This window comes from Flavobacterium lipolyticum (genome assembly GCF_020905335.1).
GTDB classification, from domain to species: Bacteria; Bacteroidota; Bacteroidia; order Flavobacteriales; family Flavobacteriaceae; genus Flavobacterium; species Flavobacterium lipolyticum.
Genome location: NZ_JAJJMN010000001.1, coordinates 381,354 through 405,953 on the forward strand (window position 1 = coordinate 381,354; position 24,600 = coordinate 405,953).

Below are 24,600 nucleotides of genomic sequence, written 5' to 3' on the forward strand. Positions count from 1 at the left end.
AATGGACAAAATACCACTTTATGAAAAAAGTACTATTTCTATTTTTATTCTTATTTGCTGTTTCGTGCAGCAAAGATAAAAAAATACAACCTCTTGCCTCTATAGAGAAAATTGAGTATATTGACTTAGATTACGGAAAACAGCCCGGTGTAATTATAAATATTAAAGTCAATGACTCAATTATAGCTAAAAAGCTTAAAAATAAAGAACTAAGAGAGTTTGTAATATATTCAATTAAAAAGGAAGATAGAAATTATTTTTTTTATGAAGTATGGAAAACCCCAATTAGAAAAGAGAATACCTTTTCTTTCCTTATTAGAACAAGTTATTTTTCTCCAAATATTTTAGATAAAGAAAAAAGCATTTGGAACAAGGATAATATTACAAAAGCATTAAGTGGCGATATAGGTTTAATTTTTAATAAAGATAGCATTCGTGTTAAACCTGGTAAAGATCGAAAAATAACAATACAACTGATTAAAGATTGAATCTACAAATTTTATAAAAATGCTAAAAACTATTTTGTATCTGAGTTTGTTCACTGCAATTATCGTAAATGGTCAACCTAAGGTATCAAAAACATCCGGAACTGAAAAGAACAGGTCCCAAAATAAAACTTCTGCAAACTTTAATCTTTCAAAACGAATAAATTCTTATCCTTTTAATAAAACTTCGCAAATAAAAATCATATCGTACAATTTAAGTTCTGATGGTATGACAAGAATCTCAAAAGCAACTTATAATAAAGAAACTGGAAGAACTGTAACAACTCTGGATTACAATATTGGCCTTGAGCTGCCAAGAAATAATTTAGATTCACTTTCTCTGGAAAATGTAACTCAAATTAAAACCTTAAATCTTCCGCAAGTAGAAAAATTATCGGACATATTGTATAACAGTTGTTCGAGATTAAATACTAATTGTTCACAGATTATTAGAGGTTGTTATTTGCCCAGAAATGCTATCTTATTTTTTGATGAGACTGGGAAAGTATTTGAATATTTAGAGCTAAGCTTTGAATGTAAAACAAAAGAAACATTCGGAAAAATAGAAAACTTAGATCTGAGCGATTATATGTACAATGATTTAGAAAAATATTTTAATGAAATGGGCGTCAGGACAAAGTATGAAATTCTTACTTCACCTTCTAAATGATTTAAAGCAGATTGAAGAATCATACAAACTATGGCAACAAAAACGATCCTCTCACTTCTACTAACTATTTCATTTATGACCGTTAGTAATGCTCAAAAAAACAAACTCTCACAGCTTAGAAACAGTTATTGTAATAATAATTGCGAATTCTATCATGAAAATTTAAACTTTCGTAACGCTTTATTAAATCTACCGCCAGCTCCTCCAGAACCAAAAACAAAAGAAGACTCACTTGTTTCTTTTTTCAAAATTCCGGTAAAAGAAAGAACGATGTTATTTCCCTTCTCAAAATATGATTCTGTATACGTCATTACGCCAAAATATCATGTTGATAAAGAACCTCGGAATTATATCAAAACAAAATTTCATGATTCAAAAACAGTGGTTACCCAAGAACAACTAAATAAAATTTCAGATATTTTGTTTAACCACTTTCTAATAAAATATGATAATATAACGATTCGTCCATACAAAATCACAGGCTGCAACAGCATAGAAGATACTTATCCAAAAATTATTTTATTATTTGTAAAAAACGGAAAAAAGAAAGATTACATCGCATTTCCCAGCCAAATATTTCGAAGAACAAGCTTTACGAATAAGGAATTAGAAGGTTTAGATCTCTGTGCTGAAAAAGAAAAAAAGATTATGGAAATGTTTGGTGTCAATCTGGAAGAACCAAGTGGTGATGAAGTATTAGAAGACGAACCAGGCATATTGCGTGATGAGTATAAAGAAAACTAATTTTCTTCTTTTTATCACACCGGAAGTATCAAAACATATTGAACTAAAAATACTATGATAAATAAAAAACTGCAACATAATGTTGCAGTTTTTCTGTTTTTATCTAATTCTGTTTCTTTCTCAAAGTCTCTTCCAATTCGAAGAACTTACTTTCAAGGGTATGAAGTTTTTCATAAATATTAATAGGATCGGGCATTTGTTTAGAGGCATACATACTGGCGTACCAAACTTCCAATATATCTTCGGCATAAATAGAATACATCGGGTAATTCCCGTCTCTGTTATCCGATTTAAGGATCAATTTTCCACTTTCCCTAATTCGGTTCAAAACCCTTTTTACCACTACCCCGTCATTCTTACTGATGATCACATAAATTCTTCCGTCTAATATATCATCAAAATTATCGACATACTTACCAAAAAGATAATCCCCGTCATGTATCGTTGTCGACATCGAATTTCCTTTAATTTCAAAACATCTGTAGGTTCCGTTCTTAAGCATCGGCATACTGAACGAAGGCAGAGTTTCCATATACTCCGGATCCGAATAACCATCCAAGTACCCCGCACGTGCTTTAACGCCAACAAAATTAATATTTTCCTCTCCCTCTTCATTTACGGTTATAATTTTTGGTAAATTTAAGCCAACCGCATCATTGGTTTTCTGAACAAAAATTTCATCGCTTGCTCCAAAAAAATACTCCGGATTTACATTGCAATGGGTAATAATACTTTGGAGTAAATCAAAACCAGGTTTTGTTCTTTTTCTTTCTCCATCAGATTGCAATCTTCCAATCGTGATACTATCGATTGTAGTACTGGTTACTCCTATTAACTTTGCGAATGAGTTATTGTTTAACTTCAATTCGTCTATAATACGTCTTATTTTAGTATGTATTTCCATGTTGTACTTGTCTTTATTCATTATATGTAATATGTTTTAACACCTGCACATATTCCACTATATGTTGCAAAACTAAATAATATAAAACAAATAATCGCATCTTTTAATTTTTTTTTCGCATAACTACCGAATATAAAGACATTTGAGAGTTGTTTCCTATCGTATTGCTCGAATATAAAGTAAAAAACCACAAATCATATTACTGAAACTATTGCATTTTAAACTGTAATATGTTGTATTTATTAAAACATATGTTGTATATTTGTCAAAAAATAATCCATCATATGATTTTAAAAGATTTTTATAACGAGAAAAAAAACGCAATTCAATCAGAGTTTACTTCTGATGCGCCAACAGTACAACTTTATAGTGATGCTATTTTTAAAACAGCTATCGAAACACCGATTGTAATGTTTAAATACGACAACATCAACTGGGAAACATCCTCTGAAAAAAACTATAAGGCCGATGTATCTTTTTGCTTGTATATTGTATTACCGGTAGACACTATTTCATCAACAAGTTACGCAAATGCATTTAATCTTGCACTGCGTATAGACAAAGCGGTATTATCTAAAAACAACAGTAATACCCATATTGATACCAATTCAACATTCAAAATAAGGGAAAAACAATGCACAAACGAACATACCTACTGGAATAAAAATGATTATTTTATTTGGGAGATCACTTACAAAACCACATTGATCGAAAATACCTTAAAAAAGAAATACATCCTCTTTAATAACGGATTGAGCAACGAAGCTTTGGAAGACTTAGGATACAATTTAACCTCTGATATCATCTCCATAAATCCAAACCAAGTTAAAGGCACTATAGATTTAGATACCACTCCCTAAAACCTAGTCGGCAATCTAAGAAAGTCAATCCCAATCCGATCATTAAGCAGCACCTTACCAAAAACAAAACTAATCCTTACCATTAAAACTCCACAAATGAAAAGAAGCAGAACACTATTAGACAAAAGAAGAGAATATGTTATTAATTATCTAAATAGAAATCAAGCTAAACAAATGAAAGTTGTGGTTTCGGAACTTTCGGATACTTTGTTCCTAACAGAGCGTACTATTTATACGATTATCAATGAAGGACTGTCTTTGGAAGCCAGCGCTTAATAGACTGAAACTACTGGCTTTGACCATCCAAAAAATTGGAAAAACACACTTTGTGCCTTAAATTTGTACTCGCCGGCAGACTACAAATTCACTCCTAATCTAAGGTAACAATCCAACTTGTATTGACTTCCAAAAAGCATCTTTTCTACTTTTTGGGTCTTAGATTACGAATACTATTTCAAAACAACAATTAACTAAAAACGAGAAGTTTAACAACTTATCACAGGCTTCTTTTTGCCCTTTTTTAAACAAAAAACAAATTTTAAACATTTAAACATTCTATATTATGAGTACATTAAACGATGTAGTGATTACCAAACTATCAGGCGGATTAGGAAGAAGAACTCCGGAACAGGACATGGTTTCAGGATTACTTTTTGACGGAATTCCAACTTCAGAATTAGCTTTTGAAAAAATAAAACGTCTGGCTTCACTAGAAGATGCAGAGGCTTTAGGAATTACAGCTGATTATGACGTAAACGGACAATCGGCCTACTATCAAATTCAACAATTTTTCAGGATGAATCCATCGGGAGATTTGTATATTATGATCACTGGAGGAGATGCTTATCAAAATATCGTTGAAAAAGCAATGGCTATGCAGGAACAGGCAAACGGGAATATTCGCCAAATGGCAATTATTTTTTCCGGAACCACCACATTTGCACAAACAGAGGCTGCTGCAAAAAAAGCACAAACACAAGCAGCTCTTGCTTACAAAGATTTCATGCCCTTTGAAGTTATTCTAGAAGGAAAGGGGTTTGATCCTGATACAGCTTCCAATTTGGCTGAATTAAAAGCAGAAAATGTATCTGTTGTAGTTGCTATGGATGTTGAAAAAGCCCTGGAAAAAAAATTATTTCAAAAAGGTGCCACAACAGAAGATGACAAATTGTATGCTTTGGCTGCTAACGAAAGTCTAGTTGAAGTAAGAAATTCTTCCAATCTTTATAACGTAAGTGATGACAAAGGCTTGAAACAAGCAAATGGTGTCAATCTGGAATTCACTTTCAAAGATGTATACAAAAACACCGCAGCAGTTGGATTGGCCTTAGGTGCTGTTTCCAGAGCAAAAGTATCGGAGAACATTGCCTGGATCGAAAAATTCAATCTTACCGGTGAAGGTTTTTCAAAGGTAGGTTTTATTGGAGGACAGCCAATTAAATCACTTGCAGATTCAAGAACCTTAAATGAAAAAAAATACATTTTTGTCAAAACACATACCGGCTTACCGGGTCTTTATTTCAACGACAGCCACACTTGCACTACAGGCACCTCTGATTATGCTTATGTAGAAAACAACCGCACCATCAATAAAGCAACCCGTTTGTTACGTACCGCTTTACTACCAAAATTAGCTTCACCGGTTTTAGTGGATATCGATGGTAAATTACCGCAATCGGTTTCAAAAAGTTTCGAAGGATTATGCAGAAGTGCCTTAGAGGGAATGGTAGCCAATCAGGAAGTATCTGCTTTTGATGTGTATGTAGATCCAAAACAAAACATTTTGGCAACTTCAGAATTAAAAGTAAAAGCCGAAATTACACCAGTTGGAACTGCCCGTAAAATCAAAGTTGATTTAGGTTTCAAAAATCCTTTCGGAATCGACAAAGCATAATTTAAGCTTTTCTTATCTCTCAAAAACAATAAAATCTCATCAGGATATTGTCGTCTTTCAATCGTCTCAAATAATGACTGAATCCGATTATAGGCTTGGAGCGTTATCAGAATTATAAAATAAAAAATCAAGAAACATATGAATAAGTTACCCTTAATTAACGGACAACAACACAGCTGGTCATCAATCGAAGTAAGTATCGCAGGTAACATTGTTACCGGTATTACCGCTGTCAACTATAGCGACTCAGTATCAAAAGAAAACCACTACGGAGCCGGCGATATGCCTGTACACAGAGGTAGAGGAAAATATGAGGCCAAAGCTTCCATTACTTTATACAACTACGAAGTAGAAGCCATTCTGGCTGCTTTACCAAAAGGGCAAAGATTGCAGGATATTAATCCGTTCAGCATTATTGTAAGTTACCTGGACGATAGCAACGAAGTAATCACTCACACAGTAAGAAACTGTGAATTCAACTCTAATAGTAGAGGAATTAGCCAGGGAGATACCAAAATCGCAGTTTCTTTTGACTTAATCTGTTCTCATGTTGAATGGAATTAATCCTCCTGATCAATTCCTAAAACTATAATGCCCTTTCCCTGTCTCTAAAACCGACTTCAAAGAGAAACCCAATATTCAACTGCGTTATGCAAAAAAGGAGTTCAAAGAACATGATTTTTGCCAGCAAACTTATTCTACAAGCTCTTTATTAGTCCGTTTTAAACAGGGATTCTTCTTCAGGAGGCTGCTATGAGCCTATTCAACTCCAAAACAATAACTCAGGCAGCCTCTTTTTTTACTCCCTTAAATAATTCAGTTTCTATAAATCATAGAAAACAAATCAGTCGGTTCCTCTAACCGCCTCCCTAAATCTGACATCAACCACCTTATCATAAAAACAAACAAAAATTCTCAAAAATGGAAATAGAAAAAGCAAAAAGCATCAACATTCTTGACGGAAATATTACCCAAGCCCAGCTCAACCAATGGAAACACAAACATAAAAAAGTAGTTAAACTCACCATTGCTGACGATGACGAAACCACATTGTTTGCCTACTTCAAAAAACCGGATATCGCTATTCGTTCTGCTGTATTGCAAGCCTCAAAAATGGACGAATTTAAAGCCCTCGAAGTATTATTCAAAAACTGTTACCTGGGTGGTGATGCCAAAATCGAACAAGAAGACGATTTGCGTCTCAATATCACTACTGCATTCTCAGACCATATCCAACCAAAACCCGTAAAAGTCGAAATTTTGTAACAAACACCTTTTGCCCTTTCCTAAAAACTATCTCAATGATTATTAAAAACCATACTATAGAACTTAAAGATACCAGTACTTCAGAAATGGCAAGGTTCAGGCAAATCATGCTGAGTATTTGGCGCCAGCAGATTGAGGATGATAAAAATGAAATCGTCATGAATCAGTATATCAAACTAAATAACCTTACACAACCTTATGGCGATTCACTTATACTTGATCAGGTCGAGGATATACTTTTTGATCCTATTGTAAATGTAAATGGTCATTTTTATAATAAAGATGGAACTTTTGAGGGAAAAATAAATACTACGAAGAATAAAGGAAGTGTCAATGACGTGTACGTTTGCGACGGAAAAAGAAATGAAAAAGACACTTTTTTAAATGTAAGTAAATTAGACATAACACATGAAAATTTTTGCTATATTGCCGGAGTAATAAAATCTGAGGATTCAAGTACTTTTGAAAGTGCCGCCGCAACCACTCAAGCAACTTTTAATGCTGTTAAATTTGAAAAAGGAGAAAAACTGACTATTGAAGAACAAGGCAAATTTGCAAAAAAACTTCTTTCTACAGGCTATTCAACAGCAAAATCGAAAGAATCATTAAAAGATACCGAAAATGATAATCTTTGCAAAAATGCACGTAAAGGACTAATTCATGTTTTACAAGGGAAAAAAGATTACTCAGAAGGAGCTGTATTGTGGGACGGAATCGATTTTGCTGATCGAGGAGTAATAAGTGATAGACCACATCCTAAAACAGGTAATGAAGGAGGAATACACATTACAAAAGAATTATGGGTCAAATTTGTAAATAATAGTGAATATAAACCTGACAGCAACGGCGTATTAAAATTAAATAGACATACTACGCCTGAAGGTAGATTACATGACAAAACAAAAGAGGAAGTATTAGCAACTATCCCTTTTAAAAAAAATAAAAGTGAAATCACACCTAAAAATGATTACTATGACATTTTCAATTTTCACCCAACAGAAGATACTATTTGGCAGAGTTCTAATAAAAAGAAAGATATAGATTATTATGAATCATTAGGAACAGGTCGTAATAGCGGAAGAGTATTGCACAAAGCCACTGTAGTTTTAGGAAAACATATTTTTTGGAAATTTTATTATGACAGTCCTAATAATAAAGGATATTTATGGAAATATTATATGAATCATAAATTATGAAACAATTATTTTACATTCTATTTATTTGCACTCTCGGATGTAATAAAACAACCACGAGAGAAGATTTAAACAAAAGCATACAGAAACCTATTGTATCGAAAAATTCAGAAAGCGATTCAATAATTAATCCTGTTTTTAAATATGAAGATAATGGGAATATCATCAAAGCTGATACTTTCAAATTAAAAAATAGCTATACTTTAATAATTTATCCTACGAAAGATTCTGTAGAAAAATGCGGTGTTATAAACTATAGGATTATAAGTAAAAAAATTGACAAAAGTTTTTTGTTAAGTGATAACCTCAAAGAAAATTATATTCCTTATTTTAGGAATATTGATTTTCAAAATTATTTTGCCTTGCATAGTAATGGAGGAGGAACAAGCAATTTGTATTTCTGGTTGTACGATAAACAAACTGGTCTCGAAGTTTTGACAGATAGTAATTTTAAAATACAATTAGATTTTGATTTAAAAAATGAACTCATTTTGTATACAGATGAAGATAATGAATATAAAAAATTCATTTATGATATAAAAACAAAAGTAAAGACATTCGTTGATATTCCTCAATCATTTACTGATAAACAAGAATGTACTCGCAATAATTATTTTGAAAAAACTTCATACATAAAAAGAGTTACAGATAAATATTATTTTATAGCGTTTAGGGATTGTCCTTCTAAAATTGAGTTTAGAGTAAAGAGAGCCAAATAATCTTAGTCTTTAAAACACAAAAAAATAAATTAATTAAAGACTAACGAACTTAACTGAAATTTAAGAATACTTTTCAAATAGTTTGGTCAAATTCATTAATCGGTTTGTATCAAAAGAAGCGGCGGATATCTTGTACAAAATCGGATTACCGAATCATAATACTTTTGGTGGCGGCTATGATTTTTTTTTTTGGAAATGTAGAATTATTAGACCAAAAGTATTTAAAAATAGGTACAAGAAATACTTTTATCAATGAACCATTTGGATTATGCATTGAAATTGAAACTCAAAAAATAATCGAGAGGACAAATTATAGCGATGGTATAAAAACCTACACTATTAATAAAAATCTAAAAACCAATCTTGAGTATTTATATATCTTCAGACGTTTTACTAACGAAGTAAGAACACACAAAATATTACCGAAACTATTGATTTACAAAGCCATAACTTCACAAAACACACTATTACGGCGTGTTTTTTCGGTGTTCTTAAAAGCACTTACACCACCAAATTTATCTTTCTAAAAAGGAATATTTTCAGGATTTATTCAAGGCATTCTTTCAGCTTTAAATAAATTAAAAACCACAAATGCTCTTATCGCTTATCTATTTCCGTGCTTGTTTTCAAACAGTCGGGAGAGTTTTTATTACCAAAACTTGAAATCATTACGACAAGCCACTATGGATCAAACCGCAAAAATTATACTTTTGTAAGACATGCAAATGTTCCTTTAGAACAAACAAAAACAATGAATTTTCCCAGAAGAAGAATAAATACATAGATATATGAAAAAGATACTTATTGTAATCCTGCTTACATCGATTGGTTGTGGCAACAAACAAAAAGAATTGGAATATTTAATCTGTAAAGATTCTGTACAATATTGGAATTACGAATGGCCAAGAGATAGGGCTCAATATTATGGGTTTACGTTTAGCCTAAGTAAAAATGGAAAGCTAAAGAAGTACTCTTATGATAAAGTAAAAAATAGAAGAAGCGTTTTTTGGGATATTCAAGATCCGGATATTAGTAAATGGAGTGTATCAAAAGACTCTGTTCTAACTGTTATGGGAGATAAGGATAAAATAATTAAATACACAGATGATACAATTTATGTCATTGGTCTGCAAAATAAAACCAAAAGTTATTATGTGAGAGTAAAAGGAGATTTAAATATCTCTAAAGATGGCAACATCCCTAATTTGTAAATTTAGTAACCAATCAGAAAATCCTTCCTATCAAGACAAAGCGCTGCGCATGCAAAGGTTTATCTAAAGCAATTTCAGCATAGTAGTTTAAAATGACAAATAAAGATTATTACGAAGGCCAAATGGCTAATTTTATTACATCCATTAACTATGCTTCAAGACAAAATGAAGCCCTAATTTTAGGAGGTTATTATATTAATTATCGAAATTCAGGAGGAACTCAACTGTTTAATAATAAAGAATTACTTTTAATTCAAATAAGTGAGCCTTTAGATGGACTGCATTAAATACCAACTATGACAAATAAAATTTTACTATTACCACTATTTTTTATTCTTATTTCGTGCAAAAATAGAGATGAACTAGGATTGACAAACCCTGTCAAAAAATGGGTATATTTCGACTCAGATAAAAAATTTGACAAAGACAGCATAAAGTTTCTCACCTATTTAAAGTTTGATGCCAACGGAAAATGTGTCAATTTATTCTTTAGTGGAAATCAGTATAATTCTTCTATGGATTGGAAGTTTACGAAAGATGATAGTATTCTGAAAATAAGCGATAAAAGGTTTTTAGTTCAAAAAATTTATAAAGACAGTATCCTCATGAAAGACTTAAAATACAATAGACCAGTTAAAATGCTAAATTGGTCTATTGTATCAAAAGAATTATGAAATAACAAATAGATCACACTCACAACATTTAAGTAAACTAAATGATACTGATAAATGAGTTGTAAGAAATAACATTATTATAAACTCTCAAAGATTTATTACTAAACTTACTGAAAAAGAAGGAGCAAATAGATTTTTTGATGATTTTGTACAAAAATTATAAATGCCTGTATCCCTATAACCTATTTACTCGTAATATTCATAGGGGTAAAAATCCAATAGAAGATTTTGTAAACAATTTTTTTTAGAGTTTTATAGAACTATATAAATGAAACAAATAGGAATTAAAAACGAAATTTTTATAGCAATCGACGAAAAAATCTCTAACAGATGGTTTTCAAAAATAGTATTTGTTATAAATGAACATGATTTTAAATATAATGAAGAAGAAAACCTTAGTTTTCTATGTGTAGATTTTGAAGTGTTTAAAATTGCTATTGATAACGATCCTAAAGTATTTAAAGATGATTATTTCTGGTCTATCAATAACGATGAATTAATTAAAAAATGGAATAACTACTTTAACAGCAAAACAGTTGAGGAAATGGAGGATCCGGAAATTGAATTATTTGATAAAAAGTTCAATACTGTTAAAATTCCATTCACCAGTAGGTTTTTCAATTTATGGGTTTTTATAGGATATTTAAAAGATGATATTTGGCACTGGAAAGTTTGGGAAACAATAAATCCCAAAGAGATATTAGACTTTAAAATTTCAGCGAAAAGTTTAAATGAACTTTTAATTCAAACGCCAAATTATCTTAGAGAAACTATCTTATTAGACTAAATGCTATTGTTTCCAAAATGTTGTTTCTCTATTTCAAAAATTATTATTGCTTTATCCGTCCTAAATGTTAATCATAAAAAATCAATTATGAATATCAAAGAACAAGTAATTCAAAACTTAAAAAATTGGTTAACAAAAACAAAAGTCATATCATATGATGAGCGTATTCCTTTGAATTGCTGGGATAAAGAATTAAAAGATCTAAGAGACGGAACAGTAAAAGAAGTTTACATAGTATCATTTAAAACAAAAAGTACTACTATAGAGTATAATGAAAAAGGCGAAGTAGTTTCTTTTTTCGAAGGAATGTACTGCTTTGCTTATTTTGATGCCGAAACTTTAGAGTTCCTTTATATAATGAAAAAAGCTGGATATATTGAGGTTGACGGCTCTTATTAAGTAAAACCAATACATTTTTTAATTTCCCTCATTAATAAAACAATGAAAACCATAACAAAAGTTCTATTCTTTATCGGAGTTTTTCTTTTTCTCTTCAGCTATATTATTGATCCTTATAAAATCAATGAAGGAAATTATATTGTAATTGATGGAGATACTGTCGCATTCTTAAAAATGCTATACATAATTACATGCCTGCTTTTCGGATATTCATCTTATCTATTTCTTAGATTTTTTAGAAGTAGAGTTTATTTCATTTTTTCTCTTATTTTACTTATCATTAATCTAATATTTTTAGGGAAAATGTTTTTGTATTTTGATCCATTTTTAAACTAAAATTCTAAAAAAAGGTTGTTTATCTTCTCCAGACAATTCCATTTTCAATCTATTAAACATCCCTTTTTCCAAAGAAGAAAAACGGGTGTTATTTATCATTTATTTTCGTTTTTGTCTGCAAAATGACCCCCAAAAAAACACATAACACCCTACTGAAACTACTGATTTACAAAGTAAAATCATTTTTAAAACAGGCTATTTCGGCGTATTTTTACAGTGCTGCTAAAGGCAATATACCATCAATAGCAACCTCCTTAAAAGGAACATCTCAGATTTATTGAAGACCTTTTTTCAACCTTGAATAAATTTCAAAACAAATAATCTTATCGAATACTTAAAACCCTGATGTTTTCTAATAATCCAGAGGAGCTTTTTATGGTCTAAACTTAAAATCATTAATACCTATAAATATGGATCAAACTACAAAAAAACACATTGATTTACTGCATCCTTCGGTCAGGGAAGAAGTGACCAAAATTATCGAAGAATGTGATCTGGCGCTGGACGGAAGAGCAAAAGTCAGAATAACACAAGGACTCCGATCTTTTCAGGAACAGGAGGATCTTTATGCTTTTGGCCGCACCAAACCCGGAAAAAAAGTAACGAATGCCAAAGGAGGCCAATCCATTCACAATTATGGCTTTGCAGTCGACATCTGTTTAATTATAGATGGTAAAACAGCTTCCTGGGATACCGTAAAAGACTGGGACAACGACCAAATTTCGGACTGGCAGGAATGTGTCGAAATTTTTAAAAAGCACAACTGGAATTGGGGCGGAGACTGGAAAACTTTTAAAGACCTTCCACACTTTGACAAAAAAGGATACAGCGATTGGAAGGTGCTTAGCAAATTAAAGCGCGACAGAAAAAACTATGTAATCTTATACAAATAACGCAGATGAAACCTTTCAAATTAAAACGTACAGCTCTCCTACTTGTTTTGGCTTTTACCATTACCTCCTGTACTTCCACAAAAACAGCTCCATTCGACCTTCATTCCTATCAAAAAACAATTGCAGTAAAAGCCGAAACTATTAAACTAATGGAGAAAGCTACTGCCCCATTTGCGGTTCATAAAATGGAAATAAACGCTTTATTGCTTGACATTGAAAAGTTGACTGAATATGAAAAAAATAAACTCCATAACGAAATCACTTTTTCGATGTGGAAAATCCTAAACGATAAAGACAAGAATCTTTTGGTCGGTTTTTTCAAAAGATGGGAAACAAAAGGAATTTTATCTCCCGCTTTTATACAAGAATCCGAAAAACAAGTTTTGCAAGCTCTCGATTTACTGATTCAATACGAAGCCAAAAAAGATAAAGAGTCTAAAGATGCTCTTTTATATTTAATCAACAGCAATACCTGAAACGATGCATAACGATACATTATTTGACCAATTAAAAAGCAAACTGAAAATTATTATAACAGAAAGTTATAAAGATAACAAATTCGAACTGGAGAAAGATCTGAACACTTTTCTAGAAATCTCCAGAGAGAAAATGGAACGCTGGCTCTTTCTTTTCTCAACCGGAAATTTAACCGAAGAAGATTTAGAATGGCTGTTAAAAAGTCAATTCAATTTAATGGAATTTCAAGCACTTCAAGCAACCGGAATATCAAAAATAAAACTGAATGCTATTAAAAATAACATTCTAAAAATGATTTTCAAAGTACTCCTTGATATGGTTATCCCACAGGGTTAAATTTTTGTGTTTCTTTAAAAAAAACAAACACAATTCATTACAAATCAACAACTTATAACCAACACCTAACTTACTGAAACTACTGATTCATAAGCCTTAAAATCTTGGTAAAAGACAAATTCGGGCGTATTTTTACAGTATCAAATAAAAGGCATTTTTTGAGTATGGCGCGCAGATTCAAAAGGAGCTATTCATTAACAAAAAAACAAATAGTAACGACATATGAGAGATTTTATCATAGAAGATGACTTGTTAATCACCAATGGAGATTTCTCCATTAAAAATGCAGATCAGCAAAACATAGAACATCTATTGCTAAGTCAAAAAGGAAGTTATAAAGAGTTCCCTATTCTGGGAGTAGGAATAAAAAAATACATTAACAGCCCGGATGCAACCTCCAGGTTAAGACTGGAAAACGAAATAGACAAACAATTATCGTATGACAACTTTCACGTAAAAATACTAGATGTCAACGATTTAAAAAACATTAAAATCGATGGAAACTATTAAACCACAAGAAAATCAAAACATTTTTGATGTCTCTTTACAAGAATACGGAAGTATTGAAAAAGTATTCGACCTTTTAGACGACAACGACAGATTTAACCTTACAGAAGACCTTTCTGTTTACAAAGATTTAAAAATAGGCCGTGAAGCTTTCAAAAAAGATATTGTAGAATATTACAATACCCGAAACTTAAAGCCTGCGACAGCTATTACAGAGGAAGAACAGTATTTACTGGATAATTTCTCCGGAATCGATTATATGATTATTGAAGACGATTTCATCATTTATTAGTAACTTGTTTAGGCTATAATAACCTGAACAGCAGCACCAAAAGTTCAGCTTATCCAATAACAAGACTTATCTATTTCTCTTTTTGGAAGTCTCCAAAAAAACTACTGCTCTGTAGTATTTACAAATAAACATAAACAATTAACTATAAGCATATTACACATGTCTTACAGGCTAAACTATTTCAAAAAATTAAAATATGGCACGTACAATTGCTGAAATACAGAACGAGATTCTGATGGAGAAAGGAAAGCAATCTTCCTTAAACAACTTAACAGATTCAAAAACTGCTATTTGGAAACTTTGGATTAACATAGTGGCCACCGCTATCTGGGTTCATGAAAAAATAGTAGAAAAAAATGCGCTCATCTCAAGACCGCATACCTTAAACTGGTACAGAAGTCAGGCCTTAAATTTTCATTACGGTCTGTCTTTACCCTCTGATCCCAACAACAAAATACCACTCATCTGGAAAGAGGGCTCCTATCAGTTTGACACTACAGGTTTTGACGAAACAGAAATCGAAAAATTAAAAATAATCAAACATTGCGCAGTAAGCGAAATTGATTTGGAAACAGTACTCGATCCCACAAAAAACAAAGACCGGGAAACTATTTTTTCGGACTACTTCCGCAACAAAGTAGGGGTTGTATTTTTAAAAGTAGCCACGGTAAAAGGAGATAAAATCTCGAGAATTGATGTTCCTAATGAACTCTACGCCTTCAAAGAATATATGGCTAAAATTAAAGATGCTGGAAATCATATTTATATCTCTTCTGATAATGGTGATATCTTAAAACTAAATTTAACCGTTTACGTTGATCCTTTGAATATCTATATTGATCCGGCAAATCCCGCAAATCCAAAAAATGGTTCATTGATTCTGAACGAAAAAATATTTCCTGTACAAGATGCTGTCAAAGAGCATTTAAAAAGTATTGAATTTAATGGCGCTTTTGTAAAAACCTATTTTGTCGATGCTTTGCAGAATACGCCGGGTATTAAAATCCCAGTTGTAAATAAAGTCGAAACCAGCTGGGCTAAAAATCCGAATGACCAACCAGCCCCTTCTTTAGAAGATGTCACTAAAACGGAATACTTTATCCCTAACTCAGGCTATTTTGATCTGGATGCCTTAGAGGTACTGGTAAATTATATTCCTTATACATTTTACAGAGACAAACAATAGCCTAATACCAATACTATGAATAAATACACTGTTTTAAAATGGGAAAAGCTAATATTATGGCTCATCCCGCCGGTTGTCAGAAAAAAAACGCATCTGGAATGGCTCAATGTTTTACTGGCTCCTCTTCGTACGATTTATGAAGAGATATTATACAAAATGCAGCATACTGGGCAGGTCATTTATCTGGAAAAAGTACTCAACGACGCTTTTAATCCCACAAAAAATTACGATCCCAACCTAAGTATGGAGCAAAAGCGATTAGAGGGGCTAATTTATATAGACGAATCGATCAAACCTGCAATTCAATATGTCTATCTCCACAAAGAATACTACGAACCGGATATTACTTTGCCCGACAAAAAGGTAACAAAGGGAGCTTTAATGAGGCCGCAATTAAACATCTTTAAAAATAATGAGCTTAAAAACAGAGATAACAAACCTGTTTATCTCGTACATCGTAAAGATTATACTAAAGTAAATTATGCCAATTTTAGAGTGTTTATACCCGAAAATCTAATTAAAGATCGAACAATAACTATTCAACCTAACCAGGACAATACTGTAGAAAAAACAGAACCGATCGAAGTGACCGATTTAAAATATCACAATCTTCTTAATTTTTATAAACTGGCAGGCAAAAGCTATGAAAGTTATCGCTATCAACCGAAAAAGCAAACTGGAGAAGTTAGAATATAGAGTAAAGATACTAGAAAATAGATTTAAGAATATAGAAACAAAAAACAACTGCAATTTAAATTAATACAAAATGAAACAAATAAATTTTAGTCATGAAGGAGGTTTCCCTCTTGAACAGGAAACTTTAGAAAGACTTCAAAGCGCCTACAGAACGGAGTTATTTGGTGCTTTAAAAGCACATTTTAGCATCGAAACCTGCAAAAACTATATTGTCGCTACTGCTACAGAGAAAAAAAATGGCTGGGCTATTATCCATCTGGATAAAAAAGATTGTACAGATCCGGAATATAATGAAGAAACTCCGGAAGGAATTTTATACCCTATTTTAAAAGGGAAACCAACAGGATATTTAAAAACCATCCGAAAAGACACTAACCTGATTTACGGGACCGGAAAATCTCAAACCGCCTACTTTGATTACGAAGCAGTATACATAGAACAAGCTGAATATACTACCGGTGCTTCACAAACGGATAAAACACTTGCAGCCAATTATCATATTCTGGGAAGTTTTAAGGAAATTTTGGATCATGCCGCCCTGGAAAAGATTTTGACTGAATTAGATACTGCTGTTAGAGCAAATGCAAAAGAAATTACGAAAGTAAAAGATGAATATCTCGCTCTTGACGGCTCAAAAACGATGAAAGGGAATCTGAATATGGGAACTTATCACATTTCAAGATTAGATGTTGGCGAGAATCCTGAAGCAAATATAAGAGCATACGATTTCAGACTAGGATCACTGGAAAGAAGAGGAATGAAACATGGTCAAAATTATCTGGGAAGAGCCTTGGTAGATAGCACCAAAGATGCCGCAACCACAAGTCTTACCCTCAATTATCAGGCGGATTGGGATCATATCCATATAGGCGGAAAAGTACATTTAGATAGTGCCCCTGCGACAGCTGATGATGGTTCCTTTTTGTTATTAGGCGAGCAAAATCAAATCATTAGAAGTAACTCCCTACTCAACCCTTTACTTAGCCATGTCGACGATTTAATTAACCGTGTTACAAAATTAGAAGAGAAAAAACCAGCGGAATCTGCCATACCTAAAGGAATGATCGCTATTTGGGGGCGACCTGCTAGTCAAATCCCGGAAGGCTGGGAAGAGTATGTGCCATTGAGAGGAAGAATGCCTGTTGGATTTTATGACCCTACTGGTGATGAAAAAACACAAGACCAACGAGAAGGTCGTGGTGAAGGTGTTACTTATTATTATGACAATGATGGTTATACTATATATCCTTTTGATACCATATTAAATGATGGTGGACATATTAAGAAAAAAATACTTCTTAGCGAAATGCCTTCACATTCACATAAATTCACTGCTGACCATTATGTCACAGGAAGCGGTATGCGTTTCGGAAGTAATGCAAGCGATGATACAGGACTAGTCAATCTGGAAACGGAACCAAGTGGAAGCGGAGTGCCTTTTTCTGTTATGAACCCTTATCGTGTAATTCACTTCATCGAATATACCGGGCGGCCAAAAGATACAACAAAACCGACAAGTCCAACAGACCTAATCGCAACAAACATTGATAATAAAAGTCTAATTTTGAGCTGGATCAAATCAAGTGATGATATTGGGGTTACTAATTATCTTGTATATAAAGACAATGAACTAATAGTTACACTAGGTGATGTTTCATCTTATCCGGTTACTGGTTTAAATCCGGGTACGCGCTACAGTTTTTCTGTTAAAGCACGAGACAAAGCAGGAAACTTATCGGATAGTGTTTTCAAAGATGCAACTACAACTGCAACTGACACAATCAATCCTCCTATGCCTTTATCAATTACCGCTTACGAAAAAACCCCTAATTATATTCACATTGACTGGGAACCCGCTCCAAACACAGAACCTGTTACTTATCAGCTTTTTAAAAAAATAGATGATGGAGAATATCATGAGTTAGCTGCAAGACGACTCGGATCCCAATTAGCTTCTGAAGATTATGGAGAAGGTAACGAATACAATACGGTCAGATTCTTCTACAAAGTAAGAGCAATCGATGCTGCCTTAAATGAATCTCCTTTTACTGAGCCAGTTGAAGTGGTTTTGCCACCGATGATGGTCGCTTGTTTTGACGTCGAATCTCCGGTAACTATGGCATCAGGGCAAACCAAAAAGCTAAAAAATATTGTCATTGGTGATAAACTCCAGGGATTCTCCTTCCCAAATGAGATTGACGAATCAGCCGGCGATTATTTCTTGTGGAACGGAAAACGAAATGAGGCTATAAAGACAGAAGTAACTGTAGTAGACAAAAAAACAAGTATTCAACCCAATTTTTATGAAATTAAAACAGGAGACAATATCATTAAAGTTACGGGAGAGCATCCTTTACTAATCACTGAAGATGGTGAAAGCCTTAAATGGGTAAGTGCCAAAAATGTAGCACAAAATATGTTATTGATTGATAAACTGGGAAAAACCAAAGCCATTGAATCGATATTATTCAGAGAAGAACCTCTTGAGGTCGCTCTTCTGGATGTTGAAAATGTTGATAATTATGTTATCTCGGGAATTGTAGTTCACAACAATAAACCTTCCCAACCTAGAGAATAACATCTGATACTCTTTTGGGGGAATATATCCCCCAAAAGATTCCTCATCTCTCCTTTTTAACCTAAACTGACTCTATGAAAATTGTAAAATTTATTTTTACCGCTTTGGCATTGCTGTGGCTTTTTATAACCATCCTGATCATGGTACAAGTAGCCATCCTTATACTACCAATTCTTTTTATTTCGAAAAAACATTACACCGAATGGATCCTCTTTACATTTGCCTTAATCTGCTCTTTTGGCGTTTACCCCATTTCTTTTATCTATGCCGCCATCAAATGGAAAGGCTTTCTAAATTATTTAAGAAAACTCAGCTTAAGTATTGATATCACAGGAAATATGGTCGCCGGGGCCTTATTGAACGACAACTTTATTACGAGCAATTCCGTCCATAAATTTGGCGTTGTTCAGGAAACGATCAGCGACAATTTAGGCGAAAACGAAAGAGACCATACCTTATCCGTTTTTGGAAAGAGATTTACCAATCTGCTTGGCGTAATTGATTTTGATCACGCCAAAAAATCTATAGTAGAAGATTAATTCAACCTTAAACCTATGATAATGCATAGAATTACAGAATATTCAAATGAATTAAAATTACTGCTTTACGGAATTTTTATTTACCTGGAAATGGATGCAGAAATTGTTAAAGTGCTGTTTTATTTAATGGTATTGGATACTTTTTTAGGCATTGTCAAAACCATCGTATTAAATAACCCTTTTAGCTTTAAAAAACTGGCCTTAGGATTTGTTTCCAAGCTGGCTGTACTATTGATTCCAACAGCTCTGGCCTTAATGAGCAAAGGCCTCAATTACAACTTCAAATGGTTTGTAACCATTGTAATGGATTTGCTGATCGTAAGCGATGGCATTTCAATCATCAGCAATATAATAGCTATAAAGACAAAAAAAGAAGTCGAGAATTTCGATGCCATGACTTTGATCTTAAAGTCCATAAGAAATCGTTTAATACAACTTTTCAAGAGAATTTTGATTACAATTGACCCCAGATATCATGTAGAAGAATAATCCAATACGCTTTATAAACAAAAAAATAAAACAAGCAATAATGACAACAAATATCAATACTATTCTGAGCTGGTTCAAAACCAGATCAAAACCTACTCAGGAAGAATTTCGCGCCACTTGGTTAAGCTTTTGGCACAAAGATGAGCAGATTCCAACAGAAAAAATCGAAGGCTTACAGGGCCTTTTAGATCATAAAGCCGATTTAGAAGCTTTGGAAAACCACAAAGCTGATTCAAACGCACACTCAGAATTGTTTATTAGAGCTAAGTTTATTAAAACTGGGGAATTATCCATTTTCAAGCATCCCAATAATACTGATCAAACAAAAGAATACATACTTGAAATAAATGATCTCGTCCAGGGCTTTGTTGAAAAAACCTGGATAAATGGATATTACATTGGCGGCGACATAAGTTTACTTGAAAGCTTTAGTGTAAATACAAATGCATAAATGTAAATACCAAATAAAAAAGAAAATCCTCATAGTTCTTGAAAAAAGAGCCATAAACATTACTAATCACAACATTTAAATTATGAAAAGAATATTTTTATTTTTACTCCTTGCTGTGTCATTTACAGCATTCGCGCAAGTTCAAATACCACAAGAATACACTATTCAAAAACCTTTACGATTGGGAACTGTTAATCCTGGTACAAAAACAGATTCTGTATTAGTTCGGGGTTCTGATAAAATTATCAAATTTGTTCCCCGAAGTGAATTTGGCGGGACTAGTGCCCTTCAGGATTTGAAGTCAGTGCTTAATACGGGTAATGTAGCATTAAGTCCAAACAATTATAGCTGGTTTATTCCAAATCTTTCCAACGAGGCTCCCTCTATTGATTTTGGGGTTACTGCATTGAATGGTGTAACAGCAAATTCCATTTCAATGACACCCGAAAACTTTATTTTACAGCACAGCTCGCCGGCTACTGGTGCAACCTATTCCATAGAATTACAAAACAATGGTCTGACCTATGGTTCAGACATGTCAACACATTGGACAGCGAGAAGTATTGTCGATAAAGCCTATGTCGATAGCATCAATTTCCAAAAATTAGTTGACAATAATGCAGTTGCGACCTTAGATAATGGTAACTATGCTCAAATATTAAACATCGATAAAGGGGGAAACCGACATGTTGGTTTTAATGTGACTAATGAACAGTTTAAAAGTTCTATGCTTGAATTAGGAGGAGGAGGGTTATTTCAGGCCTTTGCCTCTACAGCAAATGGCTTTGGAGAAATACTTATGAACCCAGACCATAGCGGTGTAGGCGAAAATCACAAAATGGCTTTAAGGTATATACAATACTTTCCTGGAGGAGGCCAAGCCGCTGAAAACATATTAGTTTTTGAGCCTATGACTTCATCAGGTAAGTCCTTAGTAAAAATTCCATTTAAGTCAGGAGAACATTTATTGGCAACAACAAGCGATTTAGCGACAGATAATCCAACCGTGTCAAGTTTAACACTTACTGAATTAAATACCACATATCCAAATGCAATAAATGGCTATAGGGTACATTGCCCATCCATTTCGACAGGTGCGCTTATTTATGAGAAAACTCAGACGGGCTGGTTGGAAATCTCTGTATCAATTGTTTACAATCCCCAATAAAATAACCTTAAACTTTAAAACATGAATAAATCAAAAATCGCAGTAACCGTGAGTCTTTTAATTGTTTTAACAGGTTTCATCGACACAAAATTCGATCTGTTACAGGATGCAGGATTGTCGGAAATAGTTATCAATAGAATTAAACTCATTGGTTTGATTCTGACGGCAGTATTACCAGGAATCAGCTCTCTACTTTCAAAAGAAGAAAAGTAAAAAGAAATTTCTACGGAAAACATTAAAAATTGACCTAAAGCAATTATTTCTATCTTAAAGAAAGAACCTTTGCCTAAATTTGTAACTACATCTCTTACCTTATATTCCCGGCAACATACTGCGCTGAAAGAAATGATAAAGTTAAATACTAAAATCTCCTTTACCCTATAACAATTCATTTCTGATTCTAATATACTTTCCTACAAGCATTAAGAAAACAATTGTTGAGATATTTTTATAAAATCAGTAATTATTCTACTACTACCGAAATAACAATTAAAAATCAAAAACCCCTCTTACAAAACCGTAAGAGGGGCTATATCTATACATTTCACATTTTACAACCTACTTCTTAATAAATTTCTGTACATAGTTTGCTTTATCAGTCACTATATTGATGATGTACATTCCTTTTGAAAAATCACTAACGTTAATCTTATTGTTACTGATCTGAGCGTTAATTGATTTACCCGAAATATCATAGACCGTTACTTTTAACACCTCGTCTTCTGTTCTAATGTTCAATACATCTGAAACCGGATTAGGATAAACTGCTAGTTCTAATTTCGTAAACTCACCGGTACCTAAATTAGTAGTTGTGTTTACGATGATTGATTTTTCAACTAGTTTGCCATTGGAATTAAAACGAATCACCACTGTTGCAGTACCCTGAGTTTTTGGAGTCAGAACCAATTCGTCATTCACATTTATTACAGCCGAAACCACCTCTGTATCACTAACTGACTTTACAGATTTTACGATCGCTGCCGACAAATTATCAGTATCGGAAACAATATTTTTTAAATCGATTACAGTTGCTTCTTTTACCGAAACCTCCGAAGGCAGAGTATTGCTCACTACAGGTGCTGCATTATCCGGAAAAACGGTCGTTCCGGGAAACCAATAATAGTCATCCAAAATTTTTGTTTGGGTTAAACTTCCTGTACGATCAAAAGTATGAACCCAGTTTTTCTGATAATGTGCTCCAAATCCGTTTTCTGTAGTATTGAGAATCAACTCATCTGAAACCGGATCAATACGCAGGGCTGCACCGTAAGGAATTTGTTTAAAAGCATCTGTTTGTCCCGGAATGGTTGCAAAATTCTCATTAAAGGTTTTTGAAGTAATATCAAATTTTACAATTTTTGTTCCTGAAGTAAAAGAACTGATGGCGTTTATCCAAAACAAAGCATTCTCCTGAGTACTATACGTAAAACTCCCCGCATTCCAGGCTCCCCAGGAACCCAGGTATTTGGTTGTTGGAATCGCATATTCGGTTACCGTAAAAGTTGTTGCATTAATATTGATTAACTTTTGATCCTGAATTCCCCATACACTTCCGTCTTTGGCCTGAACTACAGAGTGGAATTTACCGGTAATAGTCTTAATCAAAGTATGAGTAGCAGGATCGATTATCAGCATTCCTCCACTTTGTGTTACTGCAAATACATACTGAGACGTACGAATCATATTACCAACCTGTCCTGCAGTACCTGTACCTGCTAATAAACTTCCCACCTTCAGATTGGCAATATCAAAAAGATAAATACCTTTTGAAGTACCTATATATCCAGTGTTTTCATTAACTCCAACAAACGAACGTCCATCTGCTCCAATGTTTGCAAATCCTGCAATTTTTTTCATAGTTTTTGCATTAGCAACAACCAATCTTCCGCCCGGACTAAAATTTTGATCTCCTCCGCTTGCTGCCTGTTTGGAAATAAAATAAAAATTATCTCCGTAAATTGTTCCGTAACAGGTGGTCACGCCAAAGGTTTCATTGTTATTCGCTATACTATAAATTCGGTAATTAGTACTTCCGTCTTTATTAATAAAATTCACAGAACCATTGGTATGTCCGAACCAGTCTTCGTTTACCATAAAAAATCCATTCGTAAAATCTGTTGCTTCCACATAAGGTGCAACCGGAGTAAAAGTTCCGGCAATAGGAAGCACATTTTTAGACGGTGCATAATTCCAAACATCCCAGGAATCATTTTGCAGAATACGACCAGATGCCCCTGTACTTACGGCAGTAAAATCAGCATCGGCAGGATTTTTCCCCCAATACGTCCATTCTCCATTTGTCCATCCGGATTGCCAGTGATCGTTTGTATCTATTGCTTTATAATTGTCAAAATCGTAAGCCGTTGTATTCACAAAGCCATTTGTTGGATAAAGAGGATAAGTATAATCTGTGCCTTTATAAAGTCCGATCGTTTTAATTCCATTCAGATCAAAACCCAATCCTCCTGTCAAAGATCCTGTTTGAGCTCCCTTATACAACAGAGCGAAAAAACGACGATCTGCTTTTAGTATGGCTTTTAACATGTCTTCGCCTGTGGCAGTACCCTCCCATCTGAATCCCCAGACTAAAGCATCGGTATTTTTACCATCATTCCACTGCACCGCAAAAGCCGCCCGATTAGAGCCTGTACCTATCCAGTACTTAATATCATCAAAGGTTGTCGCCGCAGTCGTGTTTTGGGCAATTTTATTTTTCGCTGCTGTTTGTTTATTATTATTTGGAATTGTGCCCTCCGATACCACCTGACCTCGCATAAAAAAGACAGAAAGGAACATCAATACTAACAAGTAATTTTTCTTCATATTCAATTTAATTTTAATTTTTT

The 24,600-nt window shown here is 33.3% G+C and carries 30 protein-coding genes; 28 read left to right on the top strand and 2 right to left on the bottom strand.

Annotation, left to right across the window (positions count from 1 at the left end; translation table 11 throughout):
* Positions 1-20: 20 nt before the first annotated feature.
* The 3 genes from LNQ34_RS01595 to LNQ34_RS01605 are packed head-to-tail and all read left to right on the top strand — an operon-like array spanning position 21 to position 1,899.
* Positions 21-488, top strand: coding sequence for a hypothetical protein (locus LNQ34_RS01595; protein ID WP_229998453.1), 468 nt, complete (start codon positions 21-23; stop codon positions 486-488).
* Between the two features lie 19 nt (positions 489-507).
* Positions 508-1,155, top strand: coding sequence for a hypothetical protein (locus LNQ34_RS01600; RefSeq protein WP_202704261.1), 648 nt, complete (start codon positions 508-510; stop codon positions 1,153-1,155).
* A 30-nt stretch (positions 1,156-1,185) separates the two neighbouring features.
* A complete protein-coding gene (locus tag LNQ34_RS01605) occupies positions 1,186-1,899 on the top strand; it encodes a hypothetical protein (protein ID WP_202704260.1) in 714 nt (237 codons plus the stop codon).
* A gap of 103 nt (positions 1,900-2,002) precedes the next feature.
* Here the strand turns inward: LNQ34_RS01605 and LNQ34_RS01610 are convergent, their stop codons facing one another.
* Positions 2,003-2,824: an XRE family transcriptional regulator gene (locus LNQ34_RS01610; protein ID WP_229998454.1), complete on the bottom strand. Its 822-nt coding sequence runs from the start codon at positions 2,822-2,824 to the stop codon at positions 2,003-2,005.
* A gap of 263 nt (positions 2,825-3,087) precedes the next feature.
* On the opposite strand from LNQ34_RS01610, the gene LNQ34_RS01615 reads away from it, so the two are divergent.
* The 25 genes from LNQ34_RS01615 (at position 3,088) to LNQ34_RS01735 (ending at position 21,967) form a co-directional block, all read left to right on the top strand.
* Positions 3,088-3,663 carry a hypothetical protein gene (locus LNQ34_RS01615; RefSeq protein WP_229998455.1) on the top strand — a complete coding sequence of 192 codons (576 nt, stop codon included), beginning with the start codon at positions 3,088-3,090 and terminating at the stop codon, positions 3,661-3,663.
* A gap of 96 nt (positions 3,664-3,759) precedes the next feature.
* A complete protein-coding gene (locus LNQ34_RS01620) occupies positions 3,760-3,939 on the top strand; it encodes a hypothetical protein (protein ID WP_017498028.1) in 180 nt (59 codons plus the stop codon).
* A gap of 286 nt (positions 3,940-4,225) precedes the next feature.
* Complete coding sequence (locus LNQ34_RS01625; protein WP_229998456.1) at positions 4,226-5,557, top strand: DUF2586 family protein; 1,332 nt, start codon at positions 4,226-4,228, stop codon at positions 5,555-5,557.
* 138 nt (positions 5,558-5,695) lie between these two features.
* On the top strand, positions 5,696-6,121 hold the full coding sequence (locus LNQ34_RS01630; RefSeq protein ID WP_035684757.1) for a hypothetical protein: 426 nt from the start codon (positions 5,696-5,698) through the stop codon (positions 6,119-6,121).
* Between the two features lie 357 nt (positions 6,122-6,478).
* A complete protein-coding gene (locus LNQ34_RS01635) occupies positions 6,479-6,823 on the top strand; it encodes a hypothetical protein (RefSeq protein WP_202704257.1) in 345 nt (114 codons plus the stop codon).
* Between the two features lie 35 nt (positions 6,824-6,858).
* Positions 6,859-8,019, top strand: coding sequence for a hypothetical protein (locus LNQ34_RS01640; protein ID WP_229998457.1), 1,161 nt, complete (start codon positions 6,859-6,861; stop codon positions 8,017-8,019).
* Entirely contained in the window at positions 8,016-8,735 is a 720-nt protein-coding gene (locus LNQ34_RS01645; protein ID WP_229998458.1) for a hypothetical protein, read from the top strand. The genes LNQ34_RS01640 and LNQ34_RS01645 overlap by 4 nt, the downstream gene beginning before the upstream one ends.
* A gap of 788 nt (positions 8,736-9,523) precedes the next feature.
* Positions 9,524-9,946 carry a hypothetical protein gene (locus LNQ34_RS01650; RefSeq protein WP_229998459.1) on the top strand — a complete coding sequence of 141 codons (423 nt, stop codon included), beginning with the start codon at positions 9,524-9,526 and terminating at the stop codon, positions 9,944-9,946.
* A gap of 92 nt (positions 9,947-10,038) precedes the next feature.
* Positions 10,039-10,233 (top strand): hypothetical protein, encoded by a 195-nt coding sequence (locus tag LNQ34_RS01655; RefSeq protein ID WP_229998461.1) that lies wholly within the window; start codon positions 10,039-10,041, stop codon positions 10,231-10,233.
* Positions 10,234-10,242: 9 nt separating this feature from the next.
* Positions 10,243-10,620: a hypothetical protein gene (locus tag LNQ34_RS01660; RefSeq protein WP_229998462.1), complete on the top strand. Its 378-nt coding sequence runs from the start codon at positions 10,243-10,245 to the stop codon at positions 10,618-10,620.
* A 268-nt stretch (positions 10,621-10,888) separates the two neighbouring features.
* Positions 10,889-11,407 carry a hypothetical protein gene (locus LNQ34_RS01665; protein WP_229998463.1) on the top strand — a complete coding sequence of 173 codons (519 nt, stop codon included), beginning with the start codon at positions 10,889-10,891 and terminating at the stop codon, positions 11,405-11,407.
* Between the two features lie 87 nt (positions 11,408-11,494).
* Positions 11,495-11,806: a hypothetical protein gene (locus LNQ34_RS01670; RefSeq protein ID WP_229998464.1), complete on the top strand. Its 312-nt coding sequence runs from the start codon at positions 11,495-11,497 to the stop codon at positions 11,804-11,806.
* A gap of 746 nt (positions 11,807-12,552) precedes the next feature.
* Positions 12,553-13,035, top strand: coding sequence for a M15 family metallopeptidase (locus LNQ34_RS01675; RefSeq protein ID WP_202703924.1), 483 nt, complete (start codon positions 12,553-12,555; stop codon positions 13,033-13,035).
* Between the two features lie 5 nt (positions 13,036-13,040).
* On the top strand, positions 13,041-13,511 hold the full coding sequence (locus LNQ34_RS01680; protein ID WP_229998465.1) for a hypothetical protein: 471 nt from the start codon (positions 13,041-13,043) through the stop codon (positions 13,509-13,511).
* Positions 13,512-13,515: 4 nt separating this feature from the next.
* Positions 13,516-13,848, top strand: a complete 333-nt coding sequence (locus LNQ34_RS01685) for a hypothetical protein (protein WP_229998466.1) — start codon at positions 13,516-13,518, stop codon at positions 13,846-13,848.
* Positions 13,849-14,070: 222 nt separating this feature from the next.
* Positions 14,071-14,358 (top strand): hypothetical protein, encoded by a 288-nt coding sequence (locus LNQ34_RS01690; protein ID WP_202703927.1) that lies wholly within the window; start codon positions 14,071-14,073, stop codon positions 14,356-14,358.
* Positions 14,345-14,647, top strand: a complete 303-nt coding sequence (locus LNQ34_RS01695) for a hypothetical protein (RefSeq protein WP_202703928.1) — start codon at positions 14,345-14,347, stop codon at positions 14,645-14,647. Before LNQ34_RS01690 ends, LNQ34_RS01695 begins: the two co-directional genes overlap by 14 nt.
* A gap of 196 nt (positions 14,648-14,843) precedes the next feature.
* Positions 14,844-15,833 (top strand): hypothetical protein, encoded by a 990-nt coding sequence (locus tag LNQ34_RS01700; protein WP_229998467.1) that lies wholly within the window; start codon positions 14,844-14,846, stop codon positions 15,831-15,833.
* A gap of 15 nt (positions 15,834-15,848) precedes the next feature.
* On the top strand, positions 15,849-16,529 hold the full coding sequence (locus LNQ34_RS01705; protein WP_229998468.1) for a hypothetical protein: 681 nt from the start codon (positions 15,849-15,851) through the stop codon (positions 16,527-16,529).
* Positions 16,530-16,599: 70 nt separating this feature from the next.
* On the top strand, positions 16,600-19,107 hold the full coding sequence (locus tag LNQ34_RS01710) for a fibronectin type III domain-containing protein (RefSeq protein ID WP_229998469.1): 2,508 nt from the start codon (positions 16,600-16,602) through the stop codon (positions 19,105-19,107).
* A 74-nt stretch (positions 19,108-19,181) separates the two neighbouring features.
* Entirely contained in the window at positions 19,182-19,646 is a 465-nt protein-coding gene (locus tag LNQ34_RS01715; RefSeq protein WP_229998470.1) for a hypothetical protein, read from the top strand.
* Between the two features lie 21 nt (positions 19,647-19,667).
* Positions 19,668-20,135, top strand: coding sequence for a phage holin family protein (locus LNQ34_RS01720; protein ID WP_202703933.1), 468 nt, complete (start codon positions 19,668-19,670; stop codon positions 20,133-20,135).
* 40 nt (positions 20,136-20,175) lie between these two features.
* Positions 20,176-20,586 carry a hypothetical protein gene (locus LNQ34_RS01725; protein ID WP_202703934.1) on the top strand — a complete coding sequence of 137 codons (411 nt, stop codon included), beginning with the start codon at positions 20,176-20,178 and terminating at the stop codon, positions 20,584-20,586.
* Between the two features lie 82 nt (positions 20,587-20,668).
* Positions 20,669-21,754, top strand: coding sequence for a hypothetical protein (locus tag LNQ34_RS01730; RefSeq protein WP_229998471.1), 1,086 nt, complete (start codon positions 20,669-20,671; stop codon positions 21,752-21,754).
* 21 nt (positions 21,755-21,775) lie between these two features.
* Positions 21,776-21,967, top strand: a complete 192-nt coding sequence (locus LNQ34_RS01735; RefSeq protein WP_202703936.1) for a hypothetical protein — start codon at positions 21,776-21,778, stop codon at positions 21,965-21,967.
* Positions 21,968-22,312: 345 nt separating this feature from the next.
* Here the strand turns inward: LNQ34_RS01735 and LNQ34_RS01740 are convergent, their stop codons facing one another.
* On the bottom strand, positions 22,313-24,577 hold the full coding sequence (locus tag LNQ34_RS01740) for a T9SS type A sorting domain-containing protein (protein WP_229998472.1): 2,265 nt from the start codon (positions 24,575-24,577) through the stop codon (positions 22,313-22,315).
* Positions 24,578-24,600: the final 23 nt, after the last annotated feature.

Excerpts from the sequence above, each read along its gene's own strand:
- LNQ34_RS01595 (WP_229998453.1), top strand. The coding sequence starts at position 21 with ATGAAAAAAGTACTATTTCTATTTTTATTCTTATTTGCTGTTTCGTGC.
- LNQ34_RS01600 (WP_202704261.1), top strand. The coding sequence starts at position 508 with ATGCTAAAAACTATTTTGTATCTGAGTTTGTTCACTGCAATTATCGTA.
- LNQ34_RS01605 (WP_202704260.1), top strand. The coding sequence starts at position 1,186 with ATGGCAACAAAAACGATCCTCTCACTTCTACTAACTATTTCATTTATG.
- LNQ34_RS01610 (WP_229998454.1), bottom strand. The coding sequence starts at position 2,824 with ATGAATAAAGACAAGTACAACATGGAAATACATACTAAAATAAGACGT.
- LNQ34_RS01615 (WP_229998455.1), top strand. The coding sequence starts at position 3,088 with ATGATTTTAAAAGATTTTTATAACGAGAAAAAAAACGCAATTCAATCA.
- LNQ34_RS01620 (WP_017498028.1), top strand. The coding sequence starts at position 3,760 with ATGAAAAGAAGCAGAACACTATTAGACAAAAGAAGAGAATATGTTATT.
- LNQ34_RS01625 (WP_229998456.1), top strand. The coding sequence starts at position 4,226 with ATGAGTACATTAAACGATGTAGTGATTACCAAACTATCAGGCGGATTA.
- LNQ34_RS01630 (WP_035684757.1), top strand. The coding sequence starts at position 5,696 with ATGAATAAGTTACCCTTAATTAACGGACAACAACACAGCTGGTCATCA.
- LNQ34_RS01635 (WP_202704257.1), top strand. The coding sequence starts at position 6,479 with ATGGAAATAGAAAAAGCAAAAAGCATCAACATTCTTGACGGAAATATT.
- LNQ34_RS01640 (WP_229998457.1), top strand. The coding sequence starts at position 6,859 with ATGATTATTAAAAACCATACTATAGAACTTAAAGATACCAGTACTTCA.
- LNQ34_RS01645 (WP_229998458.1), top strand. The coding sequence starts at position 8,016 with ATGAAACAATTATTTTACATTCTATTTATTTGCACTCTCGGATGTAAT.
- LNQ34_RS01650 (WP_229998459.1), top strand. The coding sequence starts at position 9,524 with ATGAAAAAGATACTTATTGTAATCCTGCTTACATCGATTGGTTGTGGC.
- LNQ34_RS01655 (WP_229998461.1), top strand. The coding sequence starts at position 10,039 with ATGACAAATAAAGATTATTACGAAGGCCAAATGGCTAATTTTATTACA.
- LNQ34_RS01660 (WP_229998462.1), top strand. The coding sequence starts at position 10,243 with ATGACAAATAAAATTTTACTATTACCACTATTTTTTATTCTTATTTCG.
- LNQ34_RS01665 (WP_229998463.1), top strand. The coding sequence starts at position 10,889 with ATGAAACAAATAGGAATTAAAAACGAAATTTTTATAGCAATCGACGAA.
- LNQ34_RS01670 (WP_229998464.1), top strand. The coding sequence starts at position 11,495 with ATGAATATCAAAGAACAAGTAATTCAAAACTTAAAAAATTGGTTAACA.
- LNQ34_RS01675 (WP_202703924.1), top strand. The coding sequence starts at position 12,553 with ATGGATCAAACTACAAAAAAACACATTGATTTACTGCATCCTTCGGTC.
- LNQ34_RS01680 (WP_229998465.1), top strand. The coding sequence starts at position 13,041 with ATGAAACCTTTCAAATTAAAACGTACAGCTCTCCTACTTGTTTTGGCT.
- LNQ34_RS01685 (WP_229998466.1), top strand. The coding sequence starts at position 13,516 with ATGCATAACGATACATTATTTGACCAATTAAAAAGCAAACTGAAAATT.
- LNQ34_RS01690 (WP_202703927.1), top strand. The coding sequence starts at position 14,071 with ATGAGAGATTTTATCATAGAAGATGACTTGTTAATCACCAATGGAGAT.
- LNQ34_RS01695 (WP_202703928.1), top strand. The coding sequence starts at position 14,345 with ATGGAAACTATTAAACCACAAGAAAATCAAAACATTTTTGATGTCTCT.
- LNQ34_RS01700 (WP_229998467.1), top strand. The coding sequence starts at position 14,844 with ATGGCACGTACAATTGCTGAAATACAGAACGAGATTCTGATGGAGAAA.
- LNQ34_RS01705 (WP_229998468.1), top strand. The coding sequence starts at position 15,849 with ATGAATAAATACACTGTTTTAAAATGGGAAAAGCTAATATTATGGCTC.
- LNQ34_RS01710 (WP_229998469.1), top strand. The coding sequence starts at position 16,600 with ATGAAACAAATAAATTTTAGTCATGAAGGAGGTTTCCCTCTTGAACAG.
- LNQ34_RS01715 (WP_229998470.1), top strand. The coding sequence starts at position 19,182 with ATGAAAATTGTAAAATTTATTTTTACCGCTTTGGCATTGCTGTGGCTT.
- LNQ34_RS01720 (WP_202703933.1), top strand. The coding sequence starts at position 19,668 with ATGCATAGAATTACAGAATATTCAAATGAATTAAAATTACTGCTTTAC.
- LNQ34_RS01725 (WP_202703934.1), top strand. The coding sequence starts at position 20,176 with ATGACAACAAATATCAATACTATTCTGAGCTGGTTCAAAACCAGATCA.
- LNQ34_RS01730 (WP_229998471.1), top strand. The coding sequence starts at position 20,669 with ATGAAAAGAATATTTTTATTTTTACTCCTTGCTGTGTCATTTACAGCA.
- LNQ34_RS01735 (WP_202703936.1), top strand. The coding sequence starts at position 21,776 with ATGAATAAATCAAAAATCGCAGTAACCGTGAGTCTTTTAATTGTTTTA.
- LNQ34_RS01740 (WP_229998472.1), bottom strand. The coding sequence starts at position 24,577 with ATGAAGAAAAATTACTTGTTAGTATTGATGTTCCTTTCTGTCTTTTTT.